The sequence below is a fragment of the Kitasatospora sp. NPDC097643 genome (assembly GCF_040302625.1).
Classification (GTDB): domain Bacteria; phylum Actinomycetota; class Actinomycetes; order Streptomycetales; family Streptomycetaceae; genus Kitasatospora.
Map to the genome: position 1 here is coordinate 176974 of NZ_JBEOSA010000009.1, position 14119 is coordinate 191092.

The 14119-nt window shown below is 73.3% G+C and carries 10 protein-coding genes; 6 read left to right on the forward strand and 4 right to left on the reverse strand.

Going from position 1 to position 14119, the window contains the following annotated elements; translation table 11 throughout:
* The first annotated feature begins 230 nt into the window (after positions 1–230).
* Complete coding sequence (locus ABTY15_RS09335; protein WP_350578677.1) at positions 231–1028, forward strand: SGNH/GDSL hydrolase family protein; 798 nt, start codon at positions 231–233, stop codon at positions 1026–1028.
* A gap of 120 nt (positions 1029–1148) precedes the next feature.
* Here the strand turns inward: ABTY15_RS09335 and ABTY15_RS09340 are convergent, their stop codons facing one another.
* The 3 genes from ABTY15_RS09340 to ABTY15_RS09350 all read right to left on the reverse strand — a co-directional run bounded on the left by ABTY15_RS09340 (position 1149) and on the right by ABTY15_RS09350 (position 5651).
* Positions 1149–2021, reverse strand: a complete 873-nt coding sequence (locus tag ABTY15_RS09340) for a nitroreductase/quinone reductase family protein (protein WP_350578690.1) — start codon at positions 2019–2021, stop codon at positions 1149–1151.
* Positions 2022–2465: 444 nt separating this feature from the next.
* Complete coding sequence (locus ABTY15_RS09345; protein ID WP_350578694.1) at positions 2466–3608, reverse strand: polysaccharide deacetylase family protein; 1143 nt, start codon at positions 3606–3608, stop codon at positions 2466–2468.
* Positions 3609–3818: 210 nt separating this feature from the next.
* Positions 3819–5651, reverse strand: a complete 1833-nt coding sequence (locus tag ABTY15_RS09350; RefSeq protein ID WP_350578700.1) for an AMP-dependent synthetase/ligase — start codon at positions 5649–5651, stop codon at positions 3819–3821.
* A 709-nt stretch (positions 5652–6360) separates the two neighbouring features.
* Between ABTY15_RS09350 and ABTY15_RS09355 the strand changes: the two genes are divergently transcribed.
* The 5 genes from ABTY15_RS09355 to ABTY15_RS09375 all read left to right on the forward strand — a co-directional run bounded on the left by ABTY15_RS09355 (position 6361) and on the right by ABTY15_RS09375 (position 13023).
* The gene (locus ABTY15_RS09355; protein ID WP_350578705.1) at positions 6361–9438 is read left to right on the forward strand and encodes a sensor histidine kinase; all 3078 of its coding nucleotides are present in this window, start codon (positions 6361–6363) and stop codon (positions 9436–9438) included.
* Positions 9435–9854 carry a roadblock/LC7 domain-containing protein gene (locus ABTY15_RS09360; RefSeq protein ID WP_350578708.1) on the forward strand — a complete coding sequence of 140 codons (420 nt, stop codon included), beginning with the start codon at positions 9435–9437 and terminating at the stop codon, positions 9852–9854. The genes ABTY15_RS09355 and ABTY15_RS09360 overlap by 4 nt, the downstream gene beginning before the upstream one ends.
* Before the next feature lie 8 nt (positions 9855–9862).
* Positions 9863–10594, forward strand: coding sequence for a DUF742 domain-containing protein (locus tag ABTY15_RS09365; RefSeq protein WP_350578711.1), 732 nt, complete (start codon positions 9863–9865; stop codon positions 10592–10594).
* Between the two features lie 91 nt (positions 10595–10685).
* On the forward strand, positions 10686–11234 hold the full coding sequence (locus tag ABTY15_RS09370; protein WP_350578736.1) for a GTP-binding protein: 549 nt from the start codon (positions 10686–10688) through the stop codon (positions 11232–11234).
* Positions 11235–12375: 1141 nt separating this feature from the next.
* The gene (locus tag ABTY15_RS09375) at positions 12376–13023 is read left to right on the forward strand and encodes a winged helix-turn-helix domain-containing protein (protein WP_502893460.1); all 648 of its coding nucleotides are present in this window, start codon (positions 12376–12378) and stop codon (positions 13021–13023) included.
* Positions 13024–13114: 91 nt separating this feature from the next.
* Here the strand turns inward: ABTY15_RS09375 and ABTY15_RS09380 are convergent, their stop codons facing one another.
* Complete coding sequence (locus ABTY15_RS09380; protein WP_350578714.1) at positions 13115–13915, reverse strand: IclR family transcriptional regulator; 801 nt, start codon at positions 13913–13915, stop codon at positions 13115–13117.
* Positions 13916–14119: the final 204 nt, after the last annotated feature.

Here is a 14119-nt window from a genome sequence, read left to right on the forward strand (position 1 = left end):
CGCTGACTTCTCTCTGACTTCCTCCTGACGTTTTCGCCAATCTGCATCTACGCGCGATGAGTCGCCAGGTCCGTCGGGCACCCGTACTGACCAGTGTCAACTCACCGACTGTTGCTGATGGTTCACTCGAGCGTTGTCAGACGGACCGTCAATATCCTTGGCGTGACTGCTTCCTCGCCCGCCTACCGCCTGGTATCACTGCTGTGACCAGTGTCACGCCAGGAGGTGTCATGCTCCGTCCAGCCCGTGCTCTGTCCGTCGCCGCAATCGCGGCGCTCCTCACCCTGACGACGCTCTTCACCGCGTCATCCGCGAACGCGGCCGGGGTCAACTACGTCGCCCTCGGGGACTCCTACTCCGCAGGTGTGGGTGCCGGTAGCTACCTGAGCGACAGCGGTAGCTGCAAGCGCAGCAGCAACGCGTACCCGTACCTGTGGAAGAACGCCCACGCGCCGTCCTCCTTCACCTTCGTCGCCTGTTCAGGTGCCAGAACGGGTGACATCCTCAACAGCCAGATCTCCGCGCTGAACTCCGGCACCACGCTGGTGAGCATCTCGGTCGGCGGCAACGACGCCGGCTTCGCCAGCACCATGAAGACCTGTGTGCTGGAGTCCGAGAGCTCCTGCCTCAGCGCCGTCAACGCGGCCGAGAACTACGCACGCAACACCCTGCCCGGCCAGCTCGACCAGGTGTACGCGGCCATCCGGGCCAAGGCGCCGAACGCCCACGTGGTGGTGCTGGGCTACCCGCACCTCTACAAGATCGGCGGCAGCTGCATCTTCGGCATCGGCGACACCAAGCGCGCCGCCATCAACGGTGCCGCGGACACGCTGGACGACGTCATCGCCAAGCGGGTCGCCAACGCCGGCTTCACCTTCGGCGACGTGCGCAGCATCTTCACCGAGCACGAGATCTGCGGCTCGCTGACCACCTGGCTCAACAGCACGACCTTCCCGGTCGACGAGAGCTACCACCCGAAGGCCTCCGGCCAGTCCGGCGGCTACCTGCCGGTCTTCACCCGCTCGTAAGGCCTTCGACCGGACCCCGGACCGGCCCTCGGACCGGACTGCGGTCAGGTGGGCGGCCGCCGGTCCTCCCCGACCCACCCGGGGGAGGACCGGCGGCCGCCCACCGCCGTCAGGCCTGGATCACGTCCGGGCCGGCGGGAACGGGATCCCCGCCAGCGCAGGCAGCAACTCGGCCTCCTCGTCATCGAGATGGGCCTCCAGCTCGGCCGACAGCCGGTCCAGCTCGGCCCGCAACCGGTCCGGATCGGCGCGCTCGAACCCCGCCAGCAGCGCCACCAGCTCGTCCCTGATCCGGCCGATGACCAGGTGCTGCGCGCCCAGCCGTGCCATCGGCCCGGCCAGCTCCGGGTGACTGCGCGCCAGCGCGGGGAAGATCGCGGAGTCCTCCCCGGTGTGGTGGTGCGTCAGCCCCTCGCAGAACGCCAGGCAGTGCTGACGCAGCTGGAGCCCGAGTCCGGCCGGGCGGCCCGGGATGTGCGTGCGCGCCTCCTCCCGGACGTGGCGCAGCTGGGCGCGCAGCCAGGTGTGCGCCTCCAGCAGTTTGTCGGCGAGGCTGCGCACCTCGCGCGGGGAGTCCTCGGGTGGTTCGGGCTGTTCCAGTGCGACCACGGGCAGCTCGCGATCGGATGCCGCCTGGTACTCGCCGTACCCCGGCGCCTGCCGGACGGCCTCCTCGAACAGCCGCTTCCGCCGGTCGCCTTCGGCGGGTACGGCGATCGCGTCGAAGGATCCGGCGCCGAGCTCGACCCGGACCACCGGGTGGGTCAGCAGGTTGCGGTACCACTGGGGATGGTCCGGCGCGCCGCCGGCCGAGGCGACGACCAGCAGCAGCCCCTCGGCCCGGACGTAGCCGAGCGGAACGGTGTGCGGCCGCCCGGAACGCGCTCCGGTAGTGGTCAGCAGCAGTAGATCGCCGCCCGCGAACGGACCGCCGACCCGGCCGCCGTTCGCGCGGAACTCATCGATGACACTCTGGTTGAAGGACATGGGCACAGGTGTGTGGTGAAGTCTCCGGAAGGGTTGGGGAGTCAAGGCCACACGCGGCGCCACGGCGCACGACACGTCCGCGAGCACCACGGTGGCTGCGAACGTCAGATCAGGGCAGCGGAGAAAGTACTCATCGCGCATCGTCCCTCGGGAAAGGGTGCTGGCTCGGCTGCCGGCCGGCCCACTGCTCTGTGGCCGACGCCGCGCTGCACGCCCCCATTAGAGTCAGCCCACGGCCACCCTGTCAACGGCCGTGATCATGCCTCGCGAGAACAACTGACAACTAACAGATGACAGATGACAGATTTCGAAATCTGTCATCTGTCATCTGTCATCTGTTAGTTGTCGCCCGTCCACTGCCACCCGTCCACCCACCCCCCCGCACGTGCGCCCGCGCCGTCGCTCCCCCCGGAGCGGCGGCGCGGGCGCGGCTGGGTGGTGGGTGGCGGGTCAGCGCAGGTAGTCGGCCAGGCCGGCGGGCTTGAGGCCGGCCGCGTCGGCGGCGGCGAGGGCGCGTTGGAGGTCGGTGGCGAGGGTGTCGGTCCAGTGCAGCAGGACGACGTCGCCGGGCTGCAGGGTGGCGGGGTGCCAGATGTTGGCGGCGCCCCAGCTGAAGTCCGCGTCGGCGGTGAGCACGGTGCGGATGCCGCAGTTGGCGGCCGCCTGCAAGGTGTCGGCGTTCCAGGCGAAGAACGGCGGACGGAAGACCACCGGCGCGGCGCCGAACAGCCGGGTCACCGCGTCGCGGGCGTCGCAGATCTCGACCTGCTGCTGCTCCAGCGACAGCTTGCTGAGGTCGGAGTGGGAGACGCTGTGGTCCTGGATCGAGGAGCCGGCCACGGCGGTGACGCGCCGGAAGAAGTCGGGGTCGGCACCGGCCGGCATCGGCAGCGGGAAGGCGGTGATCGGCAGCCGGTGGTCGGCGATGAACTTCTCCGCCTCCGGGGTGCGCTGCCACCCGTCGTCGACGGTGAGGAAGACGACCTTGTCGGTGGTCGGCACCGAGCCGGCGGCGGCCGCCGGGGCGGGCGCGGGGCCGTCGATCCGGACGTCGTCGACCGAGAACGGGCCCTGCTGGTACCAGCCGTGGACGTACAGTCGGACGCTGCGCGCGCCGGGGCCGGTGGTGAAGCGGGTGGTGAGCTGCTGCCAGCCGCCGCCGGTGGTCTCGGTCCAGGCGGGGGCGACGTCCCGCCCGGTGCCGGTGACGCCCAGGTAGACGAAGCTGCCGCGCACCCACGCCGAGGCGGTGTAGGTGGTGTTGGGCTGGACGGCGACGATCTGCGCGCACTCGCCGGTGGAGTCGGCCCCGGCCGGGGTGACGGTGAGCGCGGAGGTGCCGGAGTGCGGGGCGCTTGTGGTGACGGCCGCCTCGGCTGGGCCGCCGGTGCAGTTCCACCCGGCGATGCTGCCCCAGTCGGCGAGGTTGGGGGCGGGGAGTTCGAAGCCGGGGTTGGTGGCCAGGTTGACCGTCGGGGCGGCGGTCGCCGGGGCGGGTGCGGCGGACGCCACCGGGACGGCGGCCGCGGTGACCAGGGCGACGGCGGCGGCCACCGCGGACAGGCGCGAGAACGGGCGTGTGGACAGAGGCACCTGAGGACTCCTGCAAGTGGGGGAACACGCCCGTGGGGAGGGCGTGACGGAACCGGGGCGCTCCCCGAGGGGCGGGAGCGGGTGGTGCGCCGCACTCGGACCGAGGAGAAACAATGGACTGGACCAATCCGCCCGTCAAGGGAACGGCGGTGAACCACCGGTCGGCCCGCATCGCCAGCAGAGCTTCCACCAAATGGACAAGACGGTCCGTCAGGGTGCGTACAGCTCGGCGACGTCCTCGGCGTAGTACTCGCAGATCGCCGCCCGGCGCAGCTTCAACGAGGGCGTCAACAGCCCCTGGTCCAGGCTGAACTCCCTTGGCAGCAAGCGGAACGCGCGGATCGACTCGGCCCGCGAGACCGCCGTGTTGGCCGCCGCCACCGCCCGCTGGATCTCCGCGTGCAACTGCTCGTCCGCGAGCACCGCCCAGGTGTCCAGCTGCTCCCGTCCGTGCGACTTCAACCAGTGGGCGAGCGCCGCCGGGTCGAGCGTGATCAGCGCGGCCACGTACGGTCGGTCGTCGCCCACCACCAGGCACTGGGAGACCAGCGGGTGCGCCTCCACCCGCTCCTCCAGCGCGGCCGGGGCGAGGTTCTTGCCGCTGCTGGTGACGATCAGGTCCTTCTTGCGGCCGGTGATGGTCAGGTAGCCGTCGCCGTCCAGCCGGCCCAGGTCGCCGGTGCCGAACCAGCCGTCGATCAGCGAATCCGCCGTGCACTGGGGGTGGTTGAGGTACCCGCCGAACACCGAGCCGCCGCGCACCCACACCTCGCCGTCGTCGGCCAGCGCCACCGAGGCGCCCGGCAGCGGCTGGCCGACCGTGCCCAACTTCTGCCGACCGGCCGGGTTCGCGGTGATCGCGGCGGAGGTCTCGGTCAGCCCGTAGCCCTCGTACAGCTGGAGGCCGGCGCCGGTGAAGAAGAGGCCGAGTTCGCGGCGCAGCGTGGAGCCGCCGCACATCACGGCGCGCACCCGGCCGCCGAGCACCGTGCGCAGTCGCTGGTAGACGGTCCGCTCGTACGCGAGGTGGCGCAGCCGCAGCCCGGGGCTGGGGCCGGGTCCGCGACCGAAGGCCTTCTGCTCCCGGGCGGTCGCCCAGTCGACCGCCACCTGCCGGGCCTGCTCGAAGAGTTCGGCGCGTCCGGCGTCCTCGGCGGCCCGCCGGGCCTGTTGGAAGATCTTCTCGAAGACGTACGGGACGACGTGCAGGAAGGTCGGCCGGAAGGTCTCCAGCGCGGGCAGCAATGCCTCGGTGGAGACCTCGGGGATGTGCCCGATCCGGAAGCCGCCGCGGATCGCGGCGATCTGCACGGCCCGCCCGTAGACGTGCGCGAGAGGCAGGAACAGCAGGGTGGCGGGCTGGCCGCCGCCGGTGTCGCGGAAGACGTGGCCCCAGCCGCCGAGCAGCGCGTCGGCCTCGGCGGCCAGGTTGGCGTGGGTGATCAGGCAGCCCTTGGGGCGGCCGGTGGTGCCGGAGGTGTAGACGACGGTGGCGATGTTCCCGGCGGCGACGCCGAGTCGTTGGCGGTGCACCAGGGAGTCGGGCACGCCGTGGCCGTCCTCGGTGATCGCGGCGACGCAGTCGCGGTCCAGCTGCCAGATGCCGGTGAGGTCGGGTAACGCGTCGCAGACCGCGCCGACGGTCATCGCGGCGTCCTCGTCCTCGACCAGGCAGGCCACCGCCTGGGTCTCGGCGAGGATCCAGCGCACCTGCTCGGCGGCCGCGCTGGGGTAGACCGGGACGGTGATCGCGCCGATCGACCAGAGCGCGTAGTCGAACAGGGTCCACTCGTAGCGGGTGCGGCACATCAGGGCGACCCGGTCGCCGTAGCGCACGCCCCGGGTGAGCAGGCCCTTGGCGAGGGCGAGCACCTCGTCGCGGAACTCCCGCGCGGTGACGTCCCGCCAGTCGTCCTGCGGGCCGCCCAGACGGTGGGAGAGCTGGACCAGGTCGGGGGTGCGCTCGGCGGTGTCGTACAGCGAGTCGGCCAGTCCGCCGGTGGCCTCGGGCCCGGCCAGGGCGGGGGTGGTGAACTCGCGCACATTCCCCCCGTTCGCGTCCTCGGGCCGTCGGTCCGCCCGCCCTGCCTGCCGCGCCCTGTCTGCCGCGTCCGGTCGGGCGGCCGGGTGCGTGCGGTGCGGTGCGGTGCCGTGCGGCGGGGCGCGGGCACGGCGCGGCGCCGCATGCCGCGGCCGGGGTGCCGGGTCGGGCAGGTGCAGCGAAACTATCGGATTGGTCTGTCACTGCCCAGGGTTGTGACCGTGACGCGACGAGATCGGCACCACTCCGTACGGAAAGTGTCGCTGCTGCGGAGACGGTGCGGGCGTTCGGTGCATGGAACAATACGGGTGTTCCGGAGTGATTCGGACGCGAAGCGGGGGTGGGCGTCAACCGTTCCTGACGTGTGCGTGGCAAGCGAAGGAAGCGGACGGGTTCGACCCTCGAACGAGTGGTCAGGGCGTAGTAGGCTCTCGCAGACCTGCGGCCCGGGGCCTCCCGGCCAGGCCTGATCCGACGACGCACCATCCCGGCCCGAACCGCTCCACCGACCCGCCACATCGCTCCACCGATCCACCACACCGCTCCACCACACCGCTCCGCCGCCCCACCGCCGTCCCGCCCCACCGCCGTCCCGCCCCACCTCGCCCCGCCCCGTCGGGCACCGCGCTCCCCGCCGCGGCCCTCCCGACGCCACCCGCCCCCTTTGCACAGCTCCCCGTCCGCGCCTGGCACTTCCCGACCGAGGACTCCATGCGTCTGCGCAGCAGCTCGATCCGCGCGAAGATCATCGCGCTGCTCCTGGTGCCCATCGTCGCGCTCACCGCCCTGTGGGCGTACGCGACGCTCGCCACCACCGGAGACGTTTGGAGCCAGCTGGAGATCAGCCGTACGTACAAGGAGTTCGGCACCCCCGTCGACCAGTACGCCAACGACCTGCAGAACGAGCGCCGCGCCGCCGTCCAGCGGCTGGCCGACCCCAACTCGCGGGCCAACCGGGACGCCTTCGACCGCGCCAAGGCCGCCACCGACCACAGCCTGGAGACCCTGCGGGAGAAGAAGGACAGCGCCGGCGGCAAGCTCTCCAGCGGCCAGCGCGGCCGCCTGCTGCAGATCGTCGCCGCCGCCGACCAGATCGGCCCGCTGCGTGCCCAGGTCGGCCGGGCCGCGCTCAACTGGGAGTTCGCGCTGGAGCAGTACAGCGACCTGATCAAGCCGGTGTTCGGCTTCCGGTCCGCGTACGTCGCCCGGCAGACCGGCCAACTCCCGCGCCAGGGCACGATCCTGATCGAACTGACCCGCGCCCGCGAGTACCTGGCGCAGGAGGACGCGGCGATGGAGGGCCTGCGCACCGGCATCAACCGGCCCACCGCCGAGCAGTACCAGGTCGCCCTGGACGCCCTGCACAACCAGCAGGCGCTGTTCACCGTCTACATCGCCGAACTCGAACCCGCCGACCAGTCCGACTACATCGCCCTGCGCGGCGGCGAGGCCTGGGCCGCGCTGGCCCGCGCCGAGGCAGACTTCGTCGGCGCCGGCGGCCCGGAGCGGGTCACCCAGGCGATCAACGGCGACGCCTGGCGGGAGACCGCCGACCGGGCGCTCGGCGACCTCACCGCGATCAACTCCCGGATCGCCACCGGGATCGGCGACCGCGAGCGCTCCGCCGCCCTCGGCCTGCTCTGGCGCGGCGGCATCGCCGGTGCCATCGGCCTGGTCGCGGTGATCCTGTCGGTGCTGATCTCGTACCGGATCGGACGCGGCCTGGCCCGCGAACTGATCGGCCTGCGCAACGCGGCCAACGAACTCGCCGGCACCCGGCTGCCCTCCGTCATGCTGCGGCTGCGCCGCGGCGAACCCGTCGACGTCGCCGCCGAGGCGCCCGACCTGCGCTTCGGCCCCGCCGAGATCGGCCAGGTCGGACAGGCCATCAACGCGGTGCAGCGGGCCGCCGTCGAGGCCGCCGTCGAACAGGCCGAACTCCGGCGCGGTGTCTCGGCGGTGTTCGTCAACCTGGCCCGGCGCAGCCAGGTGCTGCTGCACCGCCAGCTCACCCTGCTCGACACCATGGAACGCCGCACCGAGGACCCGGCCGAGCTGGAGGACCTCTTCAAGGTCGACCACCTCACCACCCGCATGCGCCGGCACGCCGAGGGCCTGATCATCCTGGCCGGCGGCTCGCCCGGGCGGGCCTGGCGCAAGCCGGTCCGGATGGTGGATGTGGTGCGCGCGGCGGTCGGCGAGGTCGAGGACTACGCCCGGGTGATCGTCCGGCCGTTCCCCGGCACCGGACTGCTGGGCAGCGCGGTCGCCGACGTCACCCACCTGATCGCCGAACTCGTCGAGAACGCGGCGGTGTTCTCCCCGCCGACCACCCAAGTCACCGTCCAGGGCGAGGTGGTGGCGCACGGCTTCGCGCTGGAGATCGACGACCGCGGGCTCGGCCTGAGCGAGCAGCTGCTCGCCGAGATCAACGAACGCCTCGCCGTGGAGCAGGAGTTCGACCTGGCCGACACCGACCGGCTGGGCCTGTTCGTGGTCAGCCGGCTCGCCCGGCGGCACGGCATCCGGGTCCACCTGCGGCCCTCCCCGTACGGCGGGACGACGGCGGTCGTGCTCATCCCGCGCGAACTGCTCGCCGAGGCGCAGGACGGCCTGCCCGAGCCGCCGCCCGCCACCGGGCACCGGCCGGCCGCGGGCGGTCGGCGCGGGCAGCGCGACCTGGTCGCCGTGCCCGCGCTGGGCGGCGACGGGCGGGACGAGGCACGCGGTGACGGACGTGCCGACGGACGTACCGGCGGGAGCAGCGACGGACGCGCCGGCGGGCGTGGTGAGGCACGTGGCGAGACGCGCGGTGACGCGGCCGGCCGGTCGGGTTCCGGGGCGGCGGGCGGTGGACGGCACAGGGTCGCCGGTGGGCCGAGGCCGTCCGCGCCCGAGCCGGCCCGGACGCCGGGCGGACTGCCGCGACGGGCCTCGCGCACCAAGGGCGGACCGGTGCTGGTGCCCGCCCCCGCACCGGACGACGAGACCGGGCCGGGCACCGGGCGGCACCGCCGGGAGGAGCCGACCGGTCCCGCCGACAGGCTCGCGGGCGTTCCGGTGGACGGACCGGCGCACGCACCGGTGGACACGCCGGCGAGCGCGCGGGCGAACACGCCGGCCGACGCCCCGGTGGACGCTCAGACGGGCGTCGGGGGACGAACCGGAGGCGGGCTGCCCCGGCGGGTCCGGCAGGCGAGCCTCGCGCCGCAGCTGAAGGAGCAGTTCAAGGAGCAGGCCCGCGCGAAGTCCGGCGGCGCCGCCGCGGGTTCGACGGGTTCGGAGGGTTCGGCCGGTTCCGCCGCCGAACCGGCCGCACCGGTGCGCGAGCGCTCGCCCGAGGAGGCCAGGGCCGCCTTCACCTCGTTCCAGCGCGGTTTCACCCGGGGCCGCGGCAGCACCGCCGCGACGAACCCGGCCGGAGCGGCATCCGCCGGGTCGGCCGGGGCAGCCGGGTCGGCCGGGTCCGCTTCGGCGCCGCGGAGCGCGCGGTCGTCCGCCGGGCTCGTCTGGCAGTTGCCGGACCCGTCCCGGCGGGCGATCAGCCCGGCCCCGGCACCGGCGGCGCTGCCCGCACCCACGGACGCCACCGTGGCACCGCTCGTCCGCCGCGTACCGCCCGGGCCGCCCGTCCGCCGGGACCCGGCCGGACCCCCGACGGTGCCGAGCCCGGCGCCGAGCCCGAGACCGGAACCACCCACGACATCCGCATCAACCGCATCAACCGCATCAACCGCATCACCCGCAGTACCGGCACCACCTGCTCCAGCGGAAGGAACTGATTCATGACCACTTCGACGCAGCCGTCCGGAGACCTCAACTGGCTCCTGGACGACCTGGTGGGCCGTGTCGCGGCCCTGCGGCACGCGGTGATCCTGTCCGGCGACGGTCTGGCCACCGGCGCCTCCCGCGGCCTCGACCGCGAGGACGCCGAGCACCTGGCCGCCGTCGCGGCCGGGTTCCACAGCCTGGCCAAGGGCGCCGGCGGACACTTCAAGGTCGGCGGGGTCCGCCAGACCATGGTGGAGCTCGACGAGGCGTTCCTGTTCATCACGGCCGCCGGTGACGGCAGCTGCCTGGCCGTGCTGAGCGAGGCCGAGGCGGACATCGGCCAGATCGCCTACGAGATGGCCCTGCTGGTCAAGCGGGTCGGCGAGCACCTGGCCGCCGAGCCGCGCACCGAAACCGCCCCGCCGGTGAGATGAGCGGTCCGATGGCGGATCCCAAGGCGGAGACGGCCGGGCAGGTCGAGCCCGGGACCGGGGCCGGGGCCGGGACCGAGCCCGGCAACCCCGGCCCGGGCACCTCGGACACCCCGGGCACTTCGGACACCTCGGATACCTCGGACACCCCGGACACCTCGGCAGGTCCGATGGTCGGCCCGGCGGCACCGAGGGCGCTTCAGGCGGTCGGGTCCGACCCGGCCGACACCGAGACCCCGGACGGCCTGACGGACGGCCCGGTGGGTGACCCGACGGGCGACCCCGCGGACGGCTCGGCGGACGACCGGGCGACCCCGGACGACGAACCCGAGGTCGACCTGTTCCAGCCGCGCACCCCGGTCGACGACCGTTGGTTCGACGACGACGCCGGTCCGGTCGTGCGGCTCTACTCGATGACCCGCGGCCGCACCCGGCCCGTCGAGGACGGCCTGTTCGACCTGATCTCGCTGATCACCGCCGCCGAGCCCGGACCGGACGCCGGGGCCGTGCCCGCGCACGTCCTGGACCCGGAGCACCAGACCATCCTGGCCTGGTGCCGCCGCGAGCCGTTGTCCGTCGCCGAGCTCGGCTCCTTCACCGACCTGCCGGTCAGCGTCGTCCGCGTCCTGCTCGGCGACCTCTACGACGCCGACCTGATCAGCGTCACCCGACCCGTTCCGCTCGCCGAGCTGCCGGACGAGCGCCTGCTGCGAGACGTGATCAATGGACTCCGTGCGCTCTGACCACCAGCCCGGCCCGCACCGCGACCCTCACCCCGGTCTCGACCGGGGCAGCGCCAACGACCCGCGCTGGCGCGGCGGTCCGGCCGTCGCCGTGAAGATCCTGGTGGCCGGCGGCTTCGGCGCGGGCAAGACCACGCTGGTCGGGTCGGTCAGCGAGATCCGGCCGCTGCGCACCGAGGAGGAACTGAGCGAGCTGGGTCGACCGGTGGACGACACCTCGGGCGTGGAGGCGAAGCGCACCACCACGGTGGCGATGGACTTCGGCCGGATCGACCTGCGGCCCGGGCTCGCGCTCTACCTGTTCGGCACCCCCGGCCAGGACCGGTTCTGGTTCGTCTGGGACGAGTTGGCCCGGGGTGCGCTGGGTGCGCTGGTGCTCGCCGACACCCGTCGCCTCGCCGACTGCTTCCCCTCGGTGGACTTCTTCGAGCAGCGCGGCATCCCGTTCGTGGTCGCGGTGAACTGTTTCGACGGCACCGAGCGCTTCGCGCCCGAGGAGGTCCGGGACGCGCTCGACCTCGACCCGGACATCCCCGTGGTGCTCTGCGACGCGCGGCGGCGCGAGGACGGCAAGGACCTGCTGGTCGCGCTCGTCGAGCACGCCGCCGCGCGCCGTCACCGGGCGCCGGTACGGGCCTGAGGGGGAGTCCGGCGCCCTCCCGCCGGTACTCCCCGGCCGCTCCCGGTAGCCCTCCCGGGTTCTCTCATCGCCCGACGTCTCATTCGGGTGTCCGCATCCCGGACGTTCGGTGCGCTGAAGGTTGCCTAGACCGGCCCGGCGTGGAAGGCTCTTGGCACGAAGGCCGCCCGGCCATGCCGTCGGGCCGGTCGGGCAACGCCCGTCCACGGACGTGCTCCCGGCCGACCATCGGCCTTCGATGATCCGGCGATCCGTCGCCGGTGCGCACCCGACGAACGACGGTGCGCCGCAGCACAGAGCGAGGGGGAGGGGCAGCAGGATGACCGTCGGCCAGCGACGCGCCACCGTCGTACCCGCCCCCGTCATGCCGGTGCTCACCGCCCGCCGCTACATCGACCACGCGCTGTTCTGCAGCGCCTGTTGTCGCTGACCGGCCGGCCCTTCCCGGTACGTCCCCGGCTCCACCGGCCCAGCAGGCCAGCCCACGCCGGTATGTGACGTACCGCCACCCCGTCGACCAGGTCGCAGCGGGACGCCCCGATTCGGCGTGCCCCTGCCGCCGACGATCCCGCCCCCGCCCCCGCGGAGAGAGCACCAGTGAACAACGCCAGCCTCACCCCCGCCCCCGGCGTCGCCGGCCGTCCCCACGCCAACGGGCCGGTCCCAGCGGTGTACGCCGGCGGACCGACCGGAGGCGCGTCGACCGGACCATCGCCGGCCGGACCATCGCCGACCGGGCTCGCGCCGACCGGACCCTCGTCGACCGGGCGGTGCGGCGGGCTCGGCGGACTCGGCCGGTCCGACCTTGAGCCGTTCTGGCCGTCCCGGCAGCCGCACCTGTTCGATCAGACGTGTCCGGGCTCGCTCAGCGCGTCCCGGCTCCTTGCCCGCTGACCTGGGATCAGTCCCGGATCAGCCCCGGCAGTGCGCCCGGTCGACGCGCAGACGACTCCACCCCGTCCGTCACGCGCGAAATGAGCTGCACACCATGTCTTCCTCCTCCACCGCCACCCTGCCCCTGCCCGCCCCCGCGACCCCGCACCTGCGCGCGGTCCGGTCCGTTCCCGCCGGCGCGCCGTCCGGCCCGGGTGCCACAGGTGCCCCGGCGTCCGTCAACTCTCCTGTCCAGAGCGCCAGTTCCATCGCTCCGGTGTCCTCGGTCGGGCCGGTTGGGTCAGTCGGGTCGGTCGCCTCCGTTGCCTCCGTCGCCGAACGATGGCCCGGGGGACCGGCGCGCCCCTCCCGTGCGGTACCGGACGCCGCCCCCGCGGCGCCCGAGGCCCTGCTCGCCGCGCTGCCGGAGGGGGCGACCGTCGTCGCCGCGCTCCCGCAGGGCGCGCTGCCGCAGGGCCTGCTCGCCCAGTACGGTGCGCAGTTCGGCGGCGCGGCCGGACACCCGATGGTCGGCTACCTGGTGCTGGTGCCCGCCGAGAGCCCCGTAACAGGGGCAGCCGTGGCCGGCGCCGCGCCCGCCGGTACGGCCCGCCCGGTGCGTCCTGCCGCGCGCGGCATCACCGTGGACACCGAGCGGCGCAACGCCTACGTCGACGGGCGGCTGCTGGACCTCACCTACCTGGAGTTCGAGCTGCTGGCCCACCTCACCGAGCACCCGCAGCGCGTCCACACCCGGGACCACCTGGTCTCCTCCGTCTGGGGCTACGGACACGTCGGTGACGGGCGGACCGTCGACGTGCACGTCGCACGCCTGCGTCGCAAGCTCGGATCGGCCTACCGGGACAGCATCGTGACGGTCCGTCGGGTCGGTTACAAGTACACTCCGGTGGCATGATCCTCCACCGGCTGCTCAGCCGCGGCGAGTTGCCCGCCACCAGGTGGAACGGGCAACCCGCCGCGGCGTCTTGGCGTGACGCGCCGGCCCGCTAGGGGCGCTGGTCCGGCGGCAGCAGCAGGACGGCGAGCGCGTCGGCGCAGGTCCGGGCATGGCCGAGGAACCAGTCAAGTCGACCGTCCGTCAGCTGTGTTGGGGTCGAGCGGACCGCCAGCGCGAACCGGGCCTGCCCGGCGGCGTCCAGGACGGGCACGGCCACCGTTCGCACCCCGTCCGCGGACTCGCCGTCGTTGAGCGCGTAGCCGGCGGCCCTGACCTTCGCCAACTCGCCTACCAGTCGCTCAGGTTCGGTGATCGTCCGGTCGGTGAAGGCCTGCAACGGGCCGCGCGCGGACAACGTCGACAGTATGGACAGCACGCACTCGCCGGGGCGCGGCCAGGCCAGCAGCACCTTGCCGAGCGCGGTGGAGTGCAGTGGACGGCGCAGCCCGAGGCCGGTGTCGGGGCGGACGGACGCGCCCACCAGGATCACCGCGTGCGGACCGCTGCGGATCGCCAGGTCCGCGGTGGCGCCGGTGCGTCGGGAGAGCAGGTCGAGTTCGGGTGCGGCGAGGTGCAGTCCGCGCTGGTGGAAGGTGAGTTGGCCGAGCTCGGCGACGGCCGGGCCGAGCCGGTAGCGCGCGGTCTGCTCGTCCTGCTCCAGGAAGCCGGCGCACACCAGGGTGCGGGCCAGTCGGTGCGCGGTGGAGACCGACAGGTCCATCCGCCGGGCGAGGTCCGAGGCGCTCAGGTCGGGGCCGTTCTCGTGGAAGCAGTGCAGGAGCCCGAGCGCGCGCTGGACGGCCTGCGCACCGGCCGGCGGGCTCTGGACGGCGGTGGCGGCCTCGGGCATGGCACCTCGCGTTTCGACTCGGATCCCGGTGGTTCCACCGGTGGGGAGTCTCAGCGTAGGGCAGTGACTGCTTCGGGATTGTGTCGATGAGGTTGCACCCGCGCCCGGCTGGCAGCCGGCGGCGGACAGATGTCAGGTGACAGCCGACAGATAACAGATAACAGATAACAGCGAACAGATTTCGAAATCTGTCACCTGTTCGCC